Raw genomic sequence first — 741 nt, forward strand, 5'->3', positions numbered from 1 at the left:
TGACCCGCACCGCCGAGACCACGCAGAGCCTGTCGAGCCAGGTCGCCGACGTCTCCGAGCAGGCCTCCAGCAACATGCAGTCGGTCGCGACCGCGACGGAAGAGCTTTCGGCCTCGGTCGAAGAGATCGGCCGCCAGGTCCGCGATTCCAGCCGCATTGCCGAAGCTGCCGTGGTGCAGGCGAAAGAGACCGACGGTCGCATCGGCAAGCTCTCGCACGCCGCCCAGCAGATCGGGGAGGTCGTCAAGCTCATCACGGCGATTGCCGAGCAGACCAACCTTCTGGCGCTCAATGCCACCATCGAGGCGGCACGCGCCGGTGAAGCCGGCCGCGGCTTTGCAGTTGTCGCCAGCGAAGTGAAGTCGCTCGCGAGCCAGACCGCGAAGGCCACCGACGAGATCTCCTCGCACATCACGGGTATGCAGGGCGCGACTGCCGAATCGGTTGCGGCGATCAAGGAGATCGGCGCCACCATCGGCCAGATCTCGTCGATCTCGACGTCGATTGCGAGCGCAGTCGAGCAGCAGGGCGCGGCGACGCAAGAAATCGCGCGCAGCGTCCAGACCGTCGCACAGGGCACCCAGACCGCCGCCACCGACATCGGTCAGGTCAATCGCGGCGCCGCCGAGACCGGCTCGGCCTCGGAAGAGGTGCTGCACTCGGCCAAGACGCTGTCATCCGAAAGCACCCGGTTGCGCGCCGAGCTCGACCGCTTCATGGGGAATATCCGGGCGGCGTAGG

At 67.2% G+C, this 741-nt stretch carries 1 protein-coding gene; it reads left to right on the forward strand.

Annotated features, from left to right (window positions below):
• On the forward strand, nucleotides 1-740 hold a 740-nt coding region (locus tag IVA74_RS08795), incomplete at its 5' end, for a methyl-accepting chemotaxis protein (protein WP_247341731.1).
• Between the last annotated feature and the right edge of the window lies 1 nt (nucleotide 741).

Source organism: Bradyrhizobium sp. 132 (assembly GCF_023074185.1).
In the GTDB taxonomy this organism is placed as follows: Bacteria; Pseudomonadota; Alphaproteobacteria; order Rhizobiales; family Xanthobacteraceae; genus Bradyrhizobium.